The sequence below is a fragment of the Deinococcus arcticus genome (assembly GCF_003028415.1).
Classification (GTDB): domain Bacteria; phylum Deinococcota; class Deinococci; order Deinococcales; family Deinococcaceae; genus Deinococcus; species Deinococcus arcticus.
Window position 1 is genome coordinate 467591 of sequence record NZ_PYSV01000001.1, and the last position, 15035, is coordinate 482625.

The 15035-nt window shown below is 68.4% G+C and carries 14 protein-coding genes; 9 read left to right on the forward strand and 5 right to left on the reverse strand.

Translation table 11 applies throughout. The annotated features are described in order from the left end of the window. The first annotated feature begins 204 nt into the window (after nt 1-204). Genes rimP through infB form a run of 4 tightly spaced genes read left to right on the forward strand, consistent with a single transcriptional unit; the run spans nt 205 to nt 4038 of the window. Entirely contained in the window at nt 205-666 is a 462-nt protein-coding gene (gene rimP / locus C8263_RS02190; protein ID WP_107136428.1) for a ribosome maturation factor RimP, read from the forward strand. Nucleotides 667-723: 57 nt separating this feature from the next. Then, a complete protein-coding gene (gene nusA / locus C8263_RS02195) occupies nt 724-1905 on the forward strand; it encodes a transcription termination factor NusA (RefSeq protein ID WP_107136429.1) in 1182 nt (393 codons plus the stop codon). A gap of 3 nt (nt 1906-1908) precedes the next feature. Continuing rightward, the gene (locus C8263_RS02200; RefSeq protein WP_107136430.1) at nt 1909-2181 is read left to right on the forward strand and encodes a YlxR family protein; all 273 of its coding nucleotides are present in this window, start codon (nt 1909-1911) and stop codon (nt 2179-2181) included. A gap of 42 nt (nt 2182-2223) precedes the next feature. Further along, nucleotides 2224-4038 (forward strand): translation initiation factor IF-2, encoded by a 1815-nt coding sequence (infB, locus tag C8263_RS02205; RefSeq protein ID WP_107136431.1) that lies wholly within the window; start codon nt 2224-2226, stop codon nt 4036-4038. A 64-nt stretch (nt 4039-4102) separates the two neighbouring features. On the opposite strand, the gene C8263_RS02210 is transcribed toward infB, so the two are convergent. From C8263_RS02210 to C8263_RS02230, 5 genes are all read right to left on the reverse strand, one after another. After that, nucleotides 4103-5062 (reverse strand): hypothetical protein, encoded by a 960-nt coding sequence (locus C8263_RS02210; RefSeq protein WP_107136432.1) that lies wholly within the window; start codon nt 5060-5062, stop codon nt 4103-4105. 105 nt (nt 5063-5167) lie between these two features. After that, nucleotides 5168-6979 carry an oligoendopeptidase F gene (gene pepF / locus C8263_RS02215; RefSeq protein ID WP_107136433.1) on the reverse strand — a complete coding sequence of 604 codons (1812 nt, stop codon included), beginning with the start codon at nt 6977-6979 and terminating at the stop codon, nt 5168-5170. A gap of 50 nt (nt 6980-7029) precedes the next feature. After that, a complete protein-coding gene (locus C8263_RS02220) occupies nt 7030-7905 on the reverse strand; it encodes a metal ABC transporter permease (RefSeq protein WP_107136434.1) in 876 nt (291 codons plus the stop codon). Continuing rightward, entirely contained in the window at nt 7902-8669 is a 768-nt protein-coding gene (locus C8263_RS02225; protein WP_107136435.1) for a metal ABC transporter ATP-binding protein, read from the reverse strand. The genes C8263_RS02220 and C8263_RS02225 overlap by 4 nt, the downstream gene beginning before the upstream one ends. Further along, nucleotides 8666-9559: a metal ABC transporter substrate-binding protein gene (locus tag C8263_RS02230; protein ID WP_107136436.1), complete on the reverse strand. Its 894-nt coding sequence runs from the start codon at nt 9557-9559 to the stop codon at nt 8666-8668. Before C8263_RS02230 ends, C8263_RS02225 begins: the two co-directional genes overlap by 4 nt. A gap of 154 nt (nt 9560-9713) precedes the next feature. Between C8263_RS02230 and C8263_RS02235 the strand changes: the two genes are divergently transcribed. From C8263_RS02235 to C8263_RS02255, 5 genes are all read left to right on the forward strand, one after another. Further along, the gene (locus C8263_RS02235) at nt 9714-11006 is read left to right on the forward strand and encodes a sugar efflux transporter (protein WP_233218584.1); all 1293 of its coding nucleotides are present in this window, start codon (nt 9714-9716) and stop codon (nt 11004-11006) included. A 78-nt stretch (nt 11007-11084) separates the two neighbouring features. Then, nucleotides 11085-11729 (forward strand): monothiol bacilliredoxin AbxC, encoded by a 645-nt coding sequence (abxC, locus tag C8263_RS02240; protein WP_107136438.1) that lies wholly within the window; start codon nt 11085-11087, stop codon nt 11727-11729. 287 nt (nt 11730-12016) lie between these two features. Beyond that, entirely contained in the window at nt 12017-12814 is a 798-nt protein-coding gene (locus C8263_RS02245; RefSeq protein ID WP_233218585.1) for a hypothetical protein, read from the forward strand. Then, nucleotides 12811-13221 carry a DUF8082 domain-containing protein gene (locus C8263_RS02250; protein WP_233218586.1) on the forward strand — a complete coding sequence of 137 codons (411 nt, stop codon included), beginning with the start codon at nt 12811-12813 and terminating at the stop codon, nt 13219-13221. The genes C8263_RS02245 and C8263_RS02250 overlap by 4 nt, the downstream gene beginning before the upstream one ends. Before the next feature lie 70 nt (nt 13222-13291). Then, nucleotides 13292-14941: a HAMP domain-containing protein gene (locus tag C8263_RS02255; RefSeq protein ID WP_107136440.1), complete on the forward strand. Its 1650-nt coding sequence runs from the start codon at nt 13292-13294 to the stop codon at nt 14939-14941. Nucleotides 14942-15035: the final 94 nt, after the last annotated feature.

Here is a 15035-nt window from a genome sequence, read left to right on the forward strand (position 1 = left end):
CGCGTGGCCTGACATGCTAAGGGCCTGCGCGCCAATGCGCAAGGGGGCGCGCGGCGCCGGGCAGACGTTTGTGAGCGAACCCCGGTCCACGCCGCCCTGTGCGGTATACTGGGGGTCGTTCCTCGAACGGGGGGTGGGCCGTGACCCACCCTTTTTCGTGGAGGGGGTGGTGAAGCAGGCCTGGGTCTTCCTGGCCAAGACAATATGAATAACAACGCAACACACAATCTGGAAGGGCTGGCCCGCAAGGCCCTGGCGCCGCTGGGCTTCGAGGTGCTGGAGGTGCAGGTGCAGAACCTGGGCGGGCAGCCGGTCGTGCTCATTCGCATTGACCGGCTGGACGAGCAGCCCGTGACCGTGGACGACCTGACCAAGGCCAGCCGCGCCGCCGAGGCTGAATTCGACCGCGTGGACCCTATTGCCGGGGAATACCGATTGGAATTCGAGTCGCCGGGCGCCAAGCGGCCCCTGATCCGGGCGCGGCACTTTGAGCGCATGCTGGGCCTGAAAGCGAGGGTGCGCGGCGAGGGCGGGGTGGCGTTTACAGCGCCCATTACCGCCGTCAGCGGCGATCAGGTGACCTTTACCGTGAACGGTGAGCCCCAGACCCTGACCGTGGGCACGTTCCAGGCCAACCTGGCCGAGTTCCCTGACCGGCACCGCTGAAGGCAGCGGCCGTGACAGCACCGTTCCGCTGCGTGCGGACCACAAAGGAAGAGTGAGATGAGCCAACCCGAATTCAATTTCGCCGACGCCCTGCGGGAAGTGGCGCAGGCGCGCAACATCAATGAACTGCAGCTGATCGAGGCGTTCGAGCAGAGCCTCGCGCAGGCCTACACCCGCAACGTGGAACCCGACAAGCGCATCGAGGTGCATCTGGACCCGCAGAGCGGCGAACTGGAAGTGCTGGTCGTGCGCGAGGTCGTGGAGAAGGTGGAAGACGAGAACCTGCAGATTTCCCTGGCCGACGCGCTGGAGCTGGACCCCGGCGTGGAAGTGGGCATGGAGATGGAATTCCCGGTGGACCGCGAGAAGTTCTCGCGCATTGCCCTGCAGGCCGCCAAGCAGACGCTGACCCAGAAGATGCGCGAAACCGAGCGCAACGTGGTGTTCAACGAGTACAAGGACCGCGAGGGGCAGGTGCTGACCGCGCAGGTGGTGCGCAGCGACAACAAGGGCAACTGGTTCGTGGAACTGGGCGCGGGCGAGGCGATTCTGCCCCCCCGCGAGCAGATTCCCGGCGAGAAGCTGACCCCCGGCAACCGCGTCAAGATCTACCTCAAGGAAGTGCGCAAGACGCCCAAGGGCCCCACCATTCTGGCCAGCCGCGCCGACGAGCGGCTGCTGGATTACCTGCTGCGCCAGGAAATTCCCGAAGTCGCCAACGGCATCGTGGAGGTCAAGGCGATTGCGCGTGAAGCCGGGCAACGCTCCAAGGTGGCGGTGTTTTCCCACAACAGCAACGTGGACCCCATCGGCGCGTGCATCGGGCACCGGGGCAACCGCATTCAGGCGGTCACGGGCGAACTGGGCCGCGAGCGCGTGGACGTGATTCTGTGGGACGCCAACACCCGCGACTTCATTCGCAACGCGCTGTCGCCCGCCAAGGTGGGGCTGATTGAAGCGCAGGCCGAGCGCCGCGAAGCCACTGTGACCGTCACGCCCGATCAGCTGTCGCTGGCCATCGGCAAGGGCGGCCAGAACGTGCGGCTGGCGGCCAAGCTGACCGGCTTCAAGATTGACCTGCGGGAAACGGCCGCCATCAGCGACCTGGACGCGGCCATGCAGCAGGCCATGCACGACGATCAGGGCGCTCAGGGCAACGCGGCGGCCCAGTCGGCCTTTGACGCGCTGTTCAAGGACAGCAAGTCGGTGGCCACCGCCAGCCCGGACGACGTGGAGTAACTCTTGACGGGCCCGCACGCCACCCCCACCCGGCACGTGCCCGAACGCACCTGCGTGGCGTGCCGCCGCAAACGGCCGCAGGGCGACTTCCTGCGCCTGACGCGGGTGGCCGGGGTCTGGACCCTGAGCCAGGGACACAGGCAGGGCCGGGGCGCCTACCTGTGCGCGGATACACCCGCCTGCTGGCAGGACAAGCGGCTGCGCCGCACGTTCGGGGCGCAGGCGGCGGCCGTGGCGGCGCTTCTTGAGGGCCCACCGGGCGTCACCGATTCATAAACCTGGGGCCAGGCCCCAGGGCAGGACTCACCGGAGGTGAGCATGTCGAAAGTTCGGATTTATACCCTCGCCAAAGACCTTGGCGTCGAAAACGCAAGAATGCTGGAAATTCTCGATGGGCTGGGCGTGTCGTACAAGAGCGTCAGCAGCACCATTGAGGAAGACACCGTGGAGCTGATCAAGCAGATTCTGGCCGAGGAGCAGGCGGAGGGCACCAGCGCCGAGGCAACCGCAGAACCGACCGTGCAGGCCCCCGCAGAGCAGGCCACACCCGAGCAGCCTGCGGCTGCCCCGGTGCCGCAGGCCAAGGCAGCTCCAGTGACCGACGCCCAAGGCGATGGCGGCACCTCCGAAGTGCCCCACCGCGCGCCTGTGGTTACCATCATGGGCCACGTGGACCACGGCAAGACCAGCCTGCTGGACTACATCCGCAAGACGAAGGTGGCGGCCAAGGAAGCGGGCGGCATCACCCAGCACGTCGGAGCCTTTGAAGCCAAGACCAGCAAGGGCAAGATCGTGTTCATTGACACGCCCGGCCACGAGGCGTTCACGACCATCCGCGCGCGCGGCGCCAACGTGGCTGACATTGCGATCATCGTGATTGCCGCCGACGACTCCCTGATGCCGCAGACCCGCGAGGCGATTGCCCACGCGCAGGCGGCCAAGGTGCCCATGATCGTGGCGATCAACAAGGTGGACCTGCCCCAGGCCGACCCCGAGCGCGTCAAGACCGACCTGACGCAGCTCAACCTCGTGCCCGAGGAGTACGGCGGGGACCTCGTGGTGGTGCCGGTGAGCGCCAGGACCGGCGAGGGCGTGGAAGACCTGCTGGAGTACATCAGCCTGACGGCTGAACTCGAAGACCTGCGCGCCGACCCCAGGGCAGCCTTTGGCGGCGTGGTCATTGAAGGCAAGGTGGACAAGCAGGCCGGCGTGCTGGCCACCGTGATGGTGCAGGAAGGCACCCTGCACGTGGGCGACTTCCTGGTGGTGGGCGAGAATTACGGCAAGATCAAGGCCATGACCGACAGCGCGGGGGCGCGCATCAAGGAAGCGGGCCCCAGCACCCCGGTGCAGATTCTGGGCTTCAGTGAGGTGCCGTCCAGCGGTGAGAAGGTGCAGTCGGCCAAGAACGAGCACGCCGCGCGCGAAGTGGTGGCCGGGCGAGTTGACACCCGCCGCGACGCCGAAAATGCCCGTGTGCAGCGCCGCCTGACCCTGGAAGAGATGATGGGGCCGCTGGGCAGTGTGCGCACCGTGAACCTGATTCTGCGCGCCGATACCCAGGGCAGCGTGGAAGCCATTCAGGGCATCCTGGCCCGCAAGGAATCCGACGACGTCAAGATCAACGTGATGCTCGCCGGCATTGGCGCGCCCACCGAAGGCGACGTGCTGCTGGCGTCCACCGCCGAGGCGACCATTCTGTGCTTCAGCGTCACCCCTTCAGGCGGCGTGAAGAAGGTGGCCGACTCCAAGGGCGTGGACATCAAGTCCTTCCGCATCATCTACGAACTCATTGATGAGGTGGACCGCCTGATCAAGGGCAACGTGGAGCCTGTGTTCGAGGAGAAGTACCTGGGCCGCGCCGAGGTGCGTATGGTCATCCGCCACCCCAAGAGCGGCAACATTGCCGGCTCGTACGTCCGGGACGGCTCGCTGAAGCGCAACGCCAAGGCCAGGGTGCTGCGCGGCAAAGAGGTGGTTTACGAGGGCACGATCATCGGCCTCAAGCGCTTCAAGGATGACGTGCGCGAGGTGCAGACCGGCTTCGAGTGCGGCATCAACATTGACTGGAACGACGTGATGGAAGGCGACATCATTGAAGCCAGCGAGATGGTGGAAGTCGAGCAGGCGTAAGCCCGCAGACGCTGTAGAGAGGGGCGGCCGTGTGGTCGCCCCTGCCCTTTTTGCGCGCCCCGCTTCAGCGGTTGTACGGCGTTTCGTTCACCCAGTGAAAGCCGCGCGTTTTCAGGGGCTCGGCGCTGACCTGGGTGCGCTGGCGGTCGGTGTGCAGGGCTGCGAGCCCGGTGCGCGCCTGCAGCGCGGCGGCGCCCAGCAGCGCGGCGGTGGCCAGCCAGGCCAGGGCCGTCATCACGCGCGGCTGTGGGCGCCTTTCCTGGGCGGGCACGGCCCCGCCCGTCACCAGGGCGCGCAGGCGCCGGGCGTCCAGGGCCAGCAGCACCAGCGCCGAGAGCAGCAGGTGGGCGCTGAAGTTCTTCACCGGCACGTCGTAAAAGAGGTTCAGGGCCAGCACATTCGTCATGGTCACGGCGGCCACCAGGGCGCCCAGTGTAACGGTGCGGCGGTGGAGCAGCAGCAGGGCAGGCAGCACCTCGGCCACGCCAGCCAGCCACTGGTAGCCAGGGCTGGCGCCCATGAAGCGCCACAGCAGGCCCATGGGACTGGACTCGCCGTAGGGCGTGTCCAGCTGCCCCGAACCCAGCAGGCCAAACTGCCCGAAGTTGAACTTGCTCAGACCGTAAATGGCCAGCCACCAGATCAGGGCCACGCGCAGGACCTGCGAGAGCGTAAGCGTGAGGCGGGGCCGCGGCGGCCGGCGGTCCAGAACGGTCCACACGGCGCCCCCCAGCAGCGAGACCAGCAGCAGCGCCAGGGTCCAGGCCCAGTCCAGGGCGGTGTCGCCGCTGCCGGTCGGTCCAGCGGGGGGCGGCAGGGGCGCCTGGAACAGCGCGCGGCTCAGGGCGTCTGCCAGAGCAAAGCGCAGCGGGTCAGGCAGGGGGGCAAAGCCCTGCACCCCCACCAGGAAATACAGGGCGAGGTACAGGCTGCCGAACTGCAGCGTGAAACGCCGCCACCACGGCCAGGGCTGGTCATGCACAGGCACTTCGGGGTGGGCCGCAGGCAGGGGCGCCGTGATCATGGAACCAGCATGACGGGCGCCGGCAGCATGTGCGAGCACACTTGCGGCCAGCACAAAACCCCTGGCGGTGAACCAGGGAGCGGCTCCACCAGGGAACGGGAGGCCTTAACGCCGCTGTGGCAACAGCTCTTCCAGACGGGCCACGTAACTTTCCAGGGTGCGGAAGGTGGCCTGCACCGGCGCCGGGCTCAGCATGTCCACGCCCGCTTCCTGCAGCGCGTCAATGGGGTCCAGGCGGCCACCCGACTTCAGGAAGCGCAGGTAACGCTCGCGGGCCGCGTCCGGATCGGCGCGGAACTGTTCCAGAATCTGGTGCGCCGCGCTGATGCCGGTGGCGTACTGGTAGGCATAGAAGTTGGCGTACAGGTGCGTGGAAAACTGCGCCCACAGGATGCCGGAGCGGTCGCGGTCCATGGTCACGCCGTCGCCGTAGCCCTGCGAGAGCAGATCGGCCGTCAGGGTCATCAGGTCCGGGGCGCTGAGGGTGCCGCCCGCTTCAATGCGCCGGTAAGCTTCCATCTCGAAAGCGGCCAGGGTGGGCATGATGAAGAAGTAGCGGTGAAAGTTGGACAGCGCTTCTTCGATGATCTGGACCTCGAAGGTGGTGTCCCCGGCCGCGCGGGCCTGTTCCAGCAGGTGGGCGCGGACCATCGCCTGGTTGAAGTTGCTGGCCACCTCGGCGTGAAACAGCGTGTAGCGCGGCACCGAGAACGCGTGTTCGCGCTGCGAGAGCAGCGAGTGCATGGAGTGCCCGATCTCGTGCGCCAGGGTGGAGTACGAGTTCATGGTGCCGTTCCAGGTCATGAAGATGTAGGGTTTGACGCGCCCGCCGCCGTTGCTGTAGGCGCCCTGGCGCTTGCCCTCGTTCTCGGCGTAGTCCACCCAGCGCTCGGTGGTCAGGCCCCGGCGCAGCTCGGCCACGTACTCGTCACCCAGGGGCGCCATGCCCTCGGCAAGCCAGTCCACGGCCTGGGCGTAGCTCACTTCACACGGGGCGACCAGGGCGGCCTTGACGTCGTACTCGCGCAGTTCATTCAGGCCCAGCCAGTCGCGGCGCACCCGCCAGTAGCGGTGCCAGACGGGCGTGTGGGCGCGGTAGGTGTCCAGCAGGGTGGTCACCACCTCCACAGGAATGCGGTCGGGGGCCAGCGTCGCCGTGATGGCGTCGGGGTAGCGGCGGGCGCGGGCCAGGAACACGCCCTGGCGCACGTTGGTGGCGTACATGGCCGCCTGCGCGTGGCGCGCGGCGAGGTGGGCGTCGGCGTAGTTCTCCCAGGCTTCGCGCCTGACCTCGCGCTCGGGGTGGGCAGTCAGGCGGTCCACATTGCCCTGGGTGATGGTGGTGCCGCCCGCCGTGCCAAAGCGCAGGTCCATGTTGGCCAGCGCCGGGTGAATGCCGCGCTCACTGGCAAAGGGCGCCTGCACTGCGCCCAGCAGTTCTTCCACCTCGGCGCTGCGCACATGGGGCTTGCCGCGCAGAAGACGCTCCAGGCGCACACGCTGATCGGCAAAAGCAGGCGTCTCCAGCCAGCCGCGCACGGTGCTGTCGTCCAGGGTCAGCACTTCGGGGCGGAAAAAAGCCGTTGCTGTGCTGTAGTGCGCTGCCAGGGTGCTGGCCTGATCGCGCCGGGCGGCGGCCACCGCGTCGCGGCCATCCACGCTGGCGCCCATGCTGGCATAGGAAAAAAAGCGCATCAGGCGCAGTTCCACGTCGTCGGCGGCGGTCAGGTAGGCCAGCAGGCCCTCGGGCGTGCCCAGGCGCCCGGCGTGGGCCCCCAGGGCGTCCATAGCCCCGGGCAACGCCTCGGCCTCGGCCTGCCACGCTTCCGGGGTGGCAAACAGCGCCTCAATATCCCAGGTCTGGTCGCGGGGCACATCGGCACGGGAGGGCAGGGTGGACGCCTGGATTGTGGTCATGGCCGGAGGGTAGCACTCCCCCCCGGCCACCGGATGCGTCACTAGGCCGCTTAGCCTAGTGGCTGGTTCAGTTCTTCCAGACGCTCGCGGCGTTGCTGGCGGCGACGGGCCAGCTGCCCATGTTTGGGCGCAAACACGAAGGCCAGCCCGAACAGCAGGCTCTGGGTCAGGACGATGCACGCCCCGGTAGCGCCGTCCAGGAAATAGCTGGCGTAGGTACCCAGCACGCTGGACAGCACCCCACAGGCCACTGCCAGCCACAGCATGTGTCCAAAGCGGTCGGTGAGCAGATAGGCGGTGGCCCCAGGGGTAATGAGCATGGCCACCACCAGAATCACGCCCACGGTCTGCAGCGCGGTCACGATGGTCAGGGCCAGGATCGCCAGCAGCGCGTAGTACAGCAGCGTGGTGTTCAGGCCGATGCTGCGCGCGTGCGAGGGATCGAAGATGTACAGCACAAGGTCCTTGCGCAGCAGCAGCACCGCTGCCAGCGCCAGGGTGCCGGCAATGATGGTCTGCAGCAGTTCAGACTGGCCAATACCCAGCACGTCCCCGAACAGGATGTGCGACAGGTGGACCTCGCTGGAAATCTTGGAAATCATGACCAGCCCCAGCGAGAACAGCGCCGTGAACACCACGCCAATCACGGTGTCTTCCTTGACCCGCGAGCGCGAGCCGATAAAGCCGATGGCCGAGACGCTGAGCAGGCCGAACAGAAACGCCCCCACCACGAAAGGCCAGCCCAGCAGGTAGGCCAGCACCACCCCGGGCAGAACGGCGTGCGACACCGCGTCGCCCAGCAGCGACCAGCCTTTGAGGGTCACAAAGCAAGACAGGACCGCGCACGCGGCCCCCACCAGCGAGCTGACCAGCAGGGCGCGCACCATGAAATCGTAGGTGAGCGGCTCCAGCAGCGTTTCGATCATGCGCCCACCTCCACGCGCGCGGGCGGCGGGACCACATGCTGCCGCCCCCCGAAGGCGCGGGCCATGTTCTCGGCCGTGAGGGTGGTGGCGGTGGGGCCGCTGACCAGCACGGTGCGCTCCCCCACAAAAGCCACGTGATCGCAGAACTCCTGCAGGGTGTCGAGGTCGTGGGTGCTGACCAGCACGCTGCACCCCTGGTCACGCAGGTTGCGCAGCAGGGCGATGATGGCCTCGCCCGTGCCCACATCCACGCCGCCGAAGGGTTCGTCCAGCAGCAGCAGCCGGGCTTCCTGGGCCAGCGCGCGCGCCAGGAAAGCGCGTTTTTTCTGGCCGCCGCTGAGTTCACCAATCTGGCGGCCAGCAAAGGTCTCCATGCCCACGCGGGCCAGGGCGTCATGCACCATCTCGCGGTCGCGCACACCGGGGCGGCGCAGGAAGCCCATGCGGCCCTGGCGCCCCATCATCACCACGTCGCCCACACTGACTGGAAAATCCCAGTCCACGTCCTCGCTCTGGGGCACGTAGGCAATCAGCCCCTGGCGCTGCGCGGCCCGCATGGGCTGGCCAAACACCCGGATCTGCCCGGTGATAGGCGGCAGGAAGCCCATGGCCGACTTGAACAGGGTGCTCTTGCCGGTGCCGTTCATGCCGATCAGGCCGCAGATGCTGCCCTCCTGCACGGTCAGGGTGGCGTGGCGCAGGGCCAGCCGCCCCCCGCCGTAGGCCACGCTGAGGTCCTGAATGTCCAGTGCGTGCGGGTTCATTTGCCGGTCAGCCCCTTGACGATGGTGGCGGCGTCCTTGCGCAGCAGGTCCAGATAGGTGGGCACCGGGCCCCGGGCATCGGTCAGCGAGTCCACGTACAGCACGCCGCCAAAGCGCGCCCCGGTCTCGCGGGCCACCTGCTGCATACCGGACAGGGGCACGGTGCTCTCGCAGAACACGGCGGGCACGCGGTTCTTGCGTACCGCGTCAATCACGCTGCGCACCTGCCGGGGCGTGCCCTGGCCTTCTTCCGCATTGACCGGCCACAGGTAGAACTCGCGCAGGCCGTAGTCACGCGCCAGGTAGCTGAACGCACCTTCACAGGTGACCAGGGCGCGCTGGTTCTGCGGCACAGTGGCCAGCTGCCGCGCCAGCATGGCGTCCACCTGGCGAATCTCGGCGCTGTAGCGCGTGGCGTTGCGGTTGAATATGGCGGCGCCCGCCGGGTCCAGTTTCACGAACGCCCGGCGGATGTTTTCCACGTAGATCAGGGCGTTCTTGGGCGACATCCAGGCATGCGGATTGGGCTTGCCCCGGTAGGCGTCGGCGGCAATGGAAATGGGCTTGATGCCCTCAGTGAGCGTGACGGTGGGCACGCCGCGCAGCTGGCGGGTAAAGCGGGCAAACCACAGCTCCAGGTTCAGACCGTTGTTCAGGATCAGATCGGCCTTCTGGGCGCGCACAATGTCGCTGGGCGTGAACTGATAGCCGTGAATCTCGGCGCCGGGGCGGGTCAGCGACACCACATTCAGGCGGTCGCCCGCCACGCTGCGCGCCATGTCGGCCAGGATGGTGAAGGTGGTCAGCACGGTCTTCTTGGGTGGAGCGGACTGGGCCAGCGCCGGGCTGGCCAACAGCAGGGTGCTCAGCAACACGAGGCGGGACATCATATTTTAGTTATACCTAAAATTGGTTTTGTGTCAACCTGGATTTTCTTTAGGGATGTGCAGTTTGAAGGGACGGCGGGCGTGGCAGTGGGGCGGTGCAGTGCGCCCCCCGCCCCACTGCGGGCTACAGTGCTGGGATGTCCTGCTGGCGGCCCCGGTGACCCACCCTGCTCCCCCTACCCACGGTTCGCCGGTCCGATTGCTGCTGGCGGTGCTGCGACTGCCACACGCGGCGCGGCTGGCCCTGAGCGTGTTTCTGCTGGGCTTCGCGCTGTCGCTGGCGGTGCCGTTCATGGCGCTGTTCGCGGTGCAGGAGGCCGGACTGAGCCCGCTGCAACTGGGAATTTTTCTGTCGCTCAATGCCATTGGCGCGGTTCTGATGGCCACGCGGCTGGCCCGCTGGTCGGACCGCTGGCCCAGCCGCAAGCCGCTGGTGCTGCTCACACTGGCGGCGGGGGCGGCGGCCTACGCCCTGCTGGCGGTGGTGCGCTCGTACCCGGCGCTGCTGGTCGTGGGGGCCGTGTTTCTGGGGACCGGCACGGCGGCCTTTCCGCAGGTGTTCTCACTGGCGCGCGCCGCCCTGCAGGAGGTACCCGGCGACCTGGCCGAGCGGGCCATGACGGCGCTGCGCTCGGTGTTCAGCCTGTCGTGGGTGGTGGGGCCCGGCCTGGGGGCGCTGGCGCTGGCCCACCTGGACTTTGCCGGCGTGTTTGCACTGGCCAGCGGCTGCTTTGCGCTGGCGGCGCTGTCCCTGCTGTGGGTGCCGGGCCGCCCGCCCCGCGCCACCGTGGGCCCGGACCAGCCCGCCACCGCTGAACCCCGGCGCGCGGTGCTGTGGGCCGCGCTGGCCTTTGTGCTGTACGGCATGGCCATGAGCATGGGCATGACCTTCTTTCCGCTGTTCGTGACCGGCACCCTGGGCCAGAGCGAGGGCCTGGTGGGCGTGCTGGTGGGGCTGTGCGCGCTGCTGGAGATTCCCGTCATGCTGGCGCTGGTGGCCTGGCGCGGGCCGCCGCCCGTGGCGCGGCTGGTCACGGCGGGCATGGGCCTGTTCACGCTGCACTTTGCCCTGCTGCTGCTGGCGCAGGGCACAGCCGCGCTGGTGGCGGCGCAGGTGCTGCGCGCCGTGGTGCTGGCGCTGCTGGCCGGGCTGGGCATGACCTACTTCCAGACCCTGATGCCGGGGCGCTTTGCGGCGGCCACCACCCTCTTTGCCAACACCGGCAGCCTGGGGGGCATGCTCAGTGGGATCACGGCGGGAGCCTGGGCCCAGACCTTCGGCTACCGCAGCGTCTTTCTGCTGTGCGCGGCGCTGACCGGGGCGGCGTGGCTGCTGATGCTGTGGCGCGGTCAGGCGCAGGGGGGCGCAATGAAGGGGGGCGCAGTGAAAGGGCCAGACACGGCGGAAACAGCGGGGGCAGCGCACCCTGTCTCCGCCCCGCGCGGCTGAGCCCCAGCATGAACGGGGGGTCCAGACCCGCCTGCCCGGTTTTCACTTCGTTTTGTAAAGCGGCGCTATGCTGGGGGCATGACGCAGACCGCACAGACAGACGCCCAGGTGCTGGTACCCCTGACCACGCCCGAAGAGGTGGACCAGTTCCTGCAGGATTACCCCCTGGCCGCCGTGTTCAAGGCCGGCACCTGCCACAAGACCATGCAGGGCTTCGGGGTGCTGGAAACCTTCCTGCAGCGCTTCGAGCTGCCGGTGGGCTATATCCGGGTGGTGGACTGGCGCCCGGCCAGCAACCATGTGGCCCAGCTCACCGGCATCATGCATCACAGCCCGCAGCTCATTCTGTTTCAGGCCGGTGAGCCGCAGTTCGAGGTGAACAACTGGGACATCACGCCCCAGGCGCTGGCCCCGGTGTTTCAGGCCCACGTGCCCCCCCGCGCCGAGGCCGGCAGCGTGGCCACCGATGACAACGTGGAGCCCTACCGCCGCCTGATGCGCGCCTTTCTGGACGGGGCCTTAAGCGAGTGGGCGTTTCAGGACCAGTACGTGAACCTGTTCCGCGACGACGCCAGCCTGCGCAGCCAGCGCGAATTCGACCTGCTCTCGCGCCTGTTTGGCGACCCTGACGCCTACCACGGCGGGCTGCACCAGCTGGGCGCTCCCCAGGCACGCGGCGACCTGAAAGAGCGTGTCCAGGCCCTGCTGACCGAACTGGGCTAAGTCTGTAAGTCTGGCAGTCCAGCCCTGCACTGTCTCCAGGGCCACCCAGCTGACCGGCCCCTCATCAACCATTTTCTCAGTCGAACCTCACGTCCCGCAGCGGCAGACGTGAGGTTTCGCACATGTGTAAGCGCGACGTAAGAGCCTCCGAGGTGAGATAGTGCAGTATCCACCCGGTCACTCCACCTGTGCCTGTTTCCCTCTCAACTCTCATTCTGACCTCACCCGGAAGCGCCATGCCAGAACCTGTTCCTGCTGCCATACCACCGCTGAACCACGCCGTTGCCGTGCCCCAGAGTGAGGCCGTCTATGCGGGCCTCAGCACCGACCACTACCCGTGGACGGAAGTCACGGCCGATCTGACCCTGCGCCAGACCCAGGGGTTTACCGGGGTGTTCGACGCCTGGCAAAAGGGCCGCTGGGTCCGCTTCGTGTGGACGCGCGGCACCCTGATGGGCGGGTTCACGCACGGCGGCCAGCCGGTGCCCTGGGCGCTGGCCATGCAGGGCGTGCCCCGGGCGCGCGTGAGCCTCGCAGCGCTGCCGGTGAACGTGACCGAAGTGCTGTGGGCCACCCGCGCCGCGCCGGGGCAGGCGGCCCGCACGCCGTGGCCCGCGCTGAAGGGTGAACTGGAACGCGACTGCTTTCACGGTCTGCTGGTGTCGGGGCTCAACTGCAGCTTCTGGTCGTATGGGCGCTATCTGGGCGGAGCGCTGCCCGAGGCCGGCGCGCCCAGCCTGCTGTACGCCACCGACGCCGAGGGCAACCGCGCGCAGTTCGTGCAGTTCTGGCAGGACCTGCTGCAGGCCCTTCACCGGGTCACGCCGCTGGACGGCGCGTGGCAGCAGATCACGGTGCGCCTGGCAGGCGAGCACCCCTGTCTGGACCCCTTTGCCCAGGACATCAGCTTCCGCAATGGGCAGCTGACCATTGAAGAGGAAGTGCCGGTGCGTGAATTTCGCCCCGCGCTGAACGCGGCGCTGCGCGCGGTGCTGACGCGGCTGGGTGTGCGCCTGGCCGACGTGCCGCTGGGAACGCTGCGCGAACGCCCCGAATGGGCCGCCTCTGGCCTGGAGGTCTCATGACCATGACTGCCCCCCAGTGGCCCGAGGGCCTGACCGACGCCACCCCGCTGCCCTATAACGTCTGGCGCGTGATGACCCATGTGGACGGCGCGCGCGACGTGGCCGAGGTTGCGCGGCTGGCCAGCCTGACGGTGCCCGACGTGCAGGAGCGCCTGCGCGCCGCTGCCGATTGGGTCAAGCGCGCCACCCAGCATCACCAGCAGGTGTCGGACGACATGGCCGACGCTGTGACCGCCTGCCTGACCCCGGTGGTGGGCCCCATGGCCGCCGTGATGGTGGACGAGGCGCTGGACGATCTGGGCGACGCCACCACCCTGAACAACCTGCTCTCGCATGTGGCGCGGCAGCTGAGCCCCGAGCGCGTGCAGCAGTTTGCCCGCAACCTCCGCGCCCGGGGACTGGCATGAGCCGCTGCGCCAGCCCGACCACCCCGCCACCCCTGATTCCCCTGATTCCCCTCACCCTGGGAGCCCACACATGAAGTACACCGTTGTCATTCGAGAAGCCGTCGCGCAGGACAGAAAGCAGGAGCTGGAGCAGCTGCTGCAGGAGCGGTTCGGCCTGAACGCCGAGCAGGCCCAGCGCCTGGGCAGCCGCCGCTCCGGGCGCCTGATGAAGCCCACCGGCCGCGCGCGCGCCGAGCTGCTGATGTCCATGTTCCAGCAGGTGGGGGCCAGCGTGGCGCTGGAAGAGGTCCGCGAGGAAACGGACATGCTCAGTGAGCCCTTCCAGGGCGTGGCCCCCAGCCGGCCGGCCCCCGCCCCGGTCATGGCCGACGACGCGCCGCTGGCACCGCTGCAGGCCCAGAGCACCGCCTCGCAGGACATGGCGGACCTGCGGGCCTCGGCCATCTGGCCGGCTGTGCCCTTTGCCGAGAGCGCCCCGGATCAGAACCCCTTCGGGGCGCCGGACCCCTTTGCGGCCCCGGCGATGGGCGGCTCCAGTGGGGGCGCCCTGGACGGCGGCCTGGCCAGCGCCCTGGGTGGACTGGACAGCGGGCCCAGCGGCTGGGGCGGCGGCGCGGCCGTGATGGACCCGGTGACGGCGCCGCCCCCCAGCGCCCCCGCTGCGGCGCCCGACGCCAGCGCCGACGTATGGTCCGACTTTACCGGCGCCTTGACGATGCACGACGCCACGCCGGCCGCCGGGCCCGTGGCGGCCGGCGTGCCCCAGGCCATGGACACCATGGTGGTGACCCCGCTGGTGGACGACGCGCCCAAGGCCACCAAGCGCCGCACCAGCCTGGGCCAGCGCATGGCCGTGGGCGCGCTGGTGCCGCTGGGCATCTCCAGCGCCCTGACCCTGGGCGTGCTGGCGCTGACGCTGCCGCCCCTGCAACAGGGCCTGGTGCAGCGCAACGCGCAGGCCGTGGCCGTGGCGGTCAGCAGCAACATTGACCCCAACCGGGGCTTTCAGGCGATTCAGCCGCAGCTGGACGCGCTGGTGAACAACTCCAGCGTGGGGTTCGTGCAGGTGGAACTGCGCGACGGCTCGCGCTACTTCGCCAGCCAGAACACCGAGATCAACGACCTGCTGAACGCCGAGGTCAGCAACTGGCTGATCGAGAACCCCAGCAAGAGCAACTTCCTGGCCACCATCTCGCCCGCCAAGGTGTATCAGGCCCGCGCCAACGAGATGAAGGAGATGGGCGGCACGGCCAACGACGTGCAGAAGCTGCAGGCGCAGGCCGACGACCCCAAGAACCAGAAGGCCACGAACGTGAACTTCATCGTGCAGCAGGTCACCGTCTCGCAGACGGACGGCAAGCGCGCGCTGACCTCGGGGCGCGAGGTGGACGGCAACGACAACCTGCTGTACACCGTGGCCGTGGGCGTGTCCAACGCCCAGCAGGCCGCCGCCCTGCGCAACACGCTGCTGCTGGTGCTGTTCGTGTCGCTGCTGGCACTGGGTCTGGCGGCGTACCTCGCGCTGCGCGCCGCCCGGCGCGTGGTGGAACCCATTGAGCAACTGGTGAAGATCGCCGACTCGATCAGCATGGGCGACCTGTCGCGCCCGGTGCAGGCCGAGCGCAACGACGAGATCGGGGATCTGGCCCAGGCCCTGGAACGCATGCGCCTGAGCCTGGACTCTGCGATGGAGCGCCTGCGCCGCCGCCGCCGGAGCTGAAGACCACAAAGAGAAGCGGGCCGCGCCCGGGGTTGAGGGGGGGGGGGCATCGGGGTTTTGGGGTCAGGGGGGGGGGGAGGAGGGGTTTATGTGG